Origin of the sequence: Escherichia sp. TW14182, from assembly GCF_000208525.1 — a bacterium.
Lineage (GTDB): Bacteria > Pseudomonadota > Gammaproteobacteria > Enterobacterales > Enterobacteriaceae > Escherichia > Escherichia ruysiae.
Genome location: NZ_AEJZ01000237.1, coordinates 1 through 3,882 on the forward strand (window position 1 = coordinate 1; position 3,882 = coordinate 3,882).

Below are 3,882 nucleotides of genomic sequence, written 5' to 3' on the forward strand. Positions count from 1 at the left end.
GACCTGCACCGGGCTTTGTTCATCCAGCACCGGGGCACGTAGCACATGCGGTTCCGGGCAAACATGAAAACAATCCATACAGCGGTTACATTTCTGCCGATCGGTGGCCGCAACGGTAATCACACCTTTGCTACCCAGCACGCCATACAGTGCACCAACCGGACAAATGTGCCCGCACCAGCCGTGTTCAACGACCAGTAGATCAAATAAAAACAGCGCGAGAATAAGCAGCGCGCCGCTACCGAAGCCCATTACCAGGCTACGCCCCATCAGGGAAACGGGGTTGATCCATTCCCAGATGAGCGTGCCAGTTAAGGCCGAACCCACCAGAATGACCACCAACAGCACGTAGCGAATGTGGCGCGGGATCGTCGCAGACTGATTAAGGTCAAAACGCCGGCGCAACCAGTTCGCTAAGTCGGTAATCGGGTTCAGCGGGCAGACCCAACTGCAAAATAATCGCTTTCCTGCCAGGGCGTAGAGCACGGTGATAATTACCGCACCGGTCAACGCCACCGTGGCAGGCAGATGACCGCTGGCAAGACTTTGCAGCGTCATCAGCGGATCGGTCAGCGGAACGGTGTCGAATAACAGGCTACTGCTGTAGTTGCCGTGCAAAATCCACACACCAAACCACGGGCCGCTCAAAAACATCCCCAGCACGAAGAACTGACAAAGGCGACGCAATACCAGCCAACGGTGACTGCGCCACCAGCCTTTTTTCTCCAGCGCCTCGCGCCCGGCGTCACGTTTACGATTTGCCATTGTTCCCCTCCAGCCAGCCGAAGCGGTAATGGTGACCTAACTCCCCTTTCGCCAGTGACAGCGGTAACACCTTGATTGCCGGTTGTTCCAGCACGCACACTTTTTCGCACTTACCGCAACCGGTACAGGCGTCGCTGTGAACCGTCGGCAGAAAGCGGGCGTGCTTACCGGTACGCGTGTTGCGCTCCAGCTCCAGGGTGATGGCCTCATCAATTTTCGGGCATTCGCGATAACAAACATCGCAGCGCAGCCCCTGAAAGTTGAGACAGTTTTCCTGGTCCACCAGCACCGCCAGCCCCATCCGCGCGTCGTCGATCGATTCGATCTCACGATCCAGCGCACCGCTAGGGCACACTTTGGCGCACGGAATGTCCTCACACATTTCGCAAGGAATATCCCGTGCGACAAAATATGGCGTGCCCGCCGACAGGCCAGAAGCCAGCGTCGCCAGTTTTAAGGTGTCATAAGGGCAAGCCTGAACACACTGACCGCAACGCACACAGGCACTGGCAAAGGCGTTCTCGTTTATGGCTCCGGGCGGGCGCAACCGCACGCCAGATGCGCGTGCGGTTTGCTGTTGTAACCCCAGCGCCACACCCACGGCAGCCAGCCCGCCTGCTGTGCGAACGACATCGCGCAGAAAGCGGCGGCGACCATTTTGAGGTTTCGCTGACCGGGACATAATGGCTTACACCTTCTCCAGTTTGACCGCGCACTTCTTGAAGTCCGTCTCTTTCGAGAGCGGATCGGTCGCATCCAGCGTCAGTTTGTTAACCAGCTGTGCGGCGTCGAAGAACGGCATGTACACCAGGCCCTGCGGCGGACGGTTACGACCGCGCGTTTCAACAATCGAGATCACTTCGCCACGGCGAGAAACCACTTTCACTTTGTCGCCACGGCGCAGATCGCGCGCTTTCGCATCCAACGGGTGAATAAACAGGACCGCTTCCGGGAAGGCACGGTGCAGTTCCGGCACACGGCGAGTCATACTGCCGGTGTGCCAGTGCTCCAGGACGCGTCCGGTAGAGAGCCACAGATCGTACTCTTCATCCGGTGCTTCCGCCGCCGGTTCGAACGGCAGCGCGAAGATCACCGCTTTGCCATCCGGTTTACCGTAGAACTTGTAGCCTTCACCCGCTTTCACGTACGGGTCGTTACCTTCGCTGTAACGCCACTGCGTTTCTTTACCGTTCACCACCGGCCAGCGCAGACCGCGCGCTTTGTGGTAGTCATCGAACGGCGCGAGATCGTGACCGTGACCGCGACCAAACCATGCGTACTCTTCGAACAGCCCTTTTTGCAGATAGAAGCCCAGCTCGCGGGATTCATCGTTCAGCTGATCTTCCGCCAGTTCGGATACCGGGAATTTGCTCACTTCCGGGGTGGCATACAGAACTTCGTACAGCGTTTTGCCACGCAGTTCCGGTTTCTTCGCCAGCAGCTCTTCCGGCCATACTTCTTCAGTTTTGAAGCGGCGGGAGAACTGGACTAACTGCCAGAGATCCGATTTCGCTTCACCCGGTGCCTGTACCTGCTGACGCCAGAATTGAGTGCGACGTTCAGCGTTACCGTAAGCCCCCTCTTTCTCTACCCACATTGCGGTCGGCAGGATCAAGTCGGCGGCCAGCGCACTGACTGTCGGATACGGATCGGAGACGATGATGAAGTTGCGCGGATCGCGCCAGCCCGGCATACGCTCTTCATTAATGTTCGGCCCGGCCTGCATGTTGTTGGTACACATAGTCCAGTAAACATTCAGCTTGCCGTCTTTCAGCGCACGGTCTTGTGCCACCGCGTGCAGACCGATTTTCGCCGGAATGGTGCCGCTCGGGATATTCCACTTCTTCTCGCAGATATCACGGTGTTTCTCGTTAGTCACCACCATGTCCGCAGGCAGACGGTGAGCAAAGGTGCCCACTTCACGCGCAGTACCGCACGCGGAAGGCTGCCCGGTCAGGGAGAACGGACCGCAACCCGGCTGGGAAATTTTTCCGGTCAGCAGGTGCAGGTTGTAGACCAGGTTGTTGGCCCACACGCCACGAGTATGCTGGTTGAAGCCCATCGTCCAGTAGGAGATGACTTTCTTGTTCGGATCGGCATACAGCTGCGCCAGTTGTTCTAACTGATCTTTCGGCACGCCGGTCATTTCGGCAGTTTTTTCCAGCGTATACTCAGCAACGAAGGCTTTGTAATCTTCAAAGCTCATCGGTTCGGAGGCGTCAGAACCTGGATTCTTCGCTGCTTTTTCCAGCGGATGGGTCGGACGTAAACCGTAGCCGATGTCCGTCGCCCCTTTACGCAGATTAACGTGTTTGCTGAAGAAGTCCTGATTTATCGCATTGTTTTGAATGATATAGTTGGCGATGTAGTTCAGGATCACCAGGTCAGACTGTGGCGTAAAGATGATGCCGTTATCCGCCAGCTCGAAGCTACGATGCTGGTAGGTAGAAAGCACCGCTATGGTGACGTTCTGATTAGAGAGACGACGGTTAGTGATGCGCGACCAGAGGATCGGGTGCATCTCCGCCATGTTTGCGCCCCACAGCACAAACGCGTCAGCCTGCTCGATGTCGTCATAGCAGCCCATCGGCTCATCCATACCAAAGGTACGCATAAAGCCAACTACTGCCGACGCCATACAGTGACGCGCGTTCGGGTCGATGTTGTTCGAACGGAAGCCCGCTTTAAACAGCTTGGAGGCGGCATAACCTTCCCAGATAGTCCATTGACCAGAACCGAACATACCGATCGATTCCGGCCCTTTTTCTTTCAGGGCGGTTTTGAATTTCTCTTCCATCACATCGAAAGCCTGATCCCAGGTGATTGGGGTAAATTCGCCTTCTTTGTCATATTTACCGTTTTTCATACGCAGCAGCGGCTGCGTCAAACGGTCTTTACCGTACATGATTTTGGGCAGGAAATAGCCCTTAATGCAGTTCAGGCCACGGTTAACCGGTGCGTCCGGGTCGCCCTGACAGGCCACCACACGCCCCTGCTGCGTTCCGACCAGAACGCCGCAACCAGTACCGCAGAAACGGCACGGCGCTTTATCCCATTTAATGGCTTCCTGCTGACCAACAACGGCGCGGGCAACGCCCGGCACGCTGAGACCGGCAG

At 56.7% G+C, this 3,882-nt stretch carries 3 protein-coding genes; all 3 read right to left on the reverse strand.

Features of this window, described 5'->3' with window-relative positions:
- On the reverse strand, positions 1-765 hold a 765-nt coding region (gene napH / locus EQY_RS0117990), incomplete at its 3' end, for a quinol dehydrogenase ferredoxin subunit NapH (RefSeq protein WP_000013514.1).
- Entirely contained in the window at positions 752-1,447 is a 696-nt protein-coding gene (gene napG, locus EQY_RS0117995; RefSeq protein WP_000091291.1) for a ferredoxin-type protein NapG, read from the reverse strand. The genes napH and napG, both read right to left, overlap by 14 nt.
- Before the next feature lie 6 nt (positions 1,448-1,453).
- On the reverse strand, positions 1,454-3,882 hold a 2,429-nt coding region (napA, locus tag EQY_RS0118000), incomplete at its 5' end, for a periplasmic nitrate reductase subunit alpha (RefSeq protein WP_000518363.1).

Bases quoted from the DNA above. Each gene is read 5' to 3' on its own strand.
- napG (WP_000091291.1), bottom strand. From the start codon at position 1,447: ATGTCCCGGTCAGCGAAACCTCAAAATGGTCGCCGCCGCTTTCTGCGC.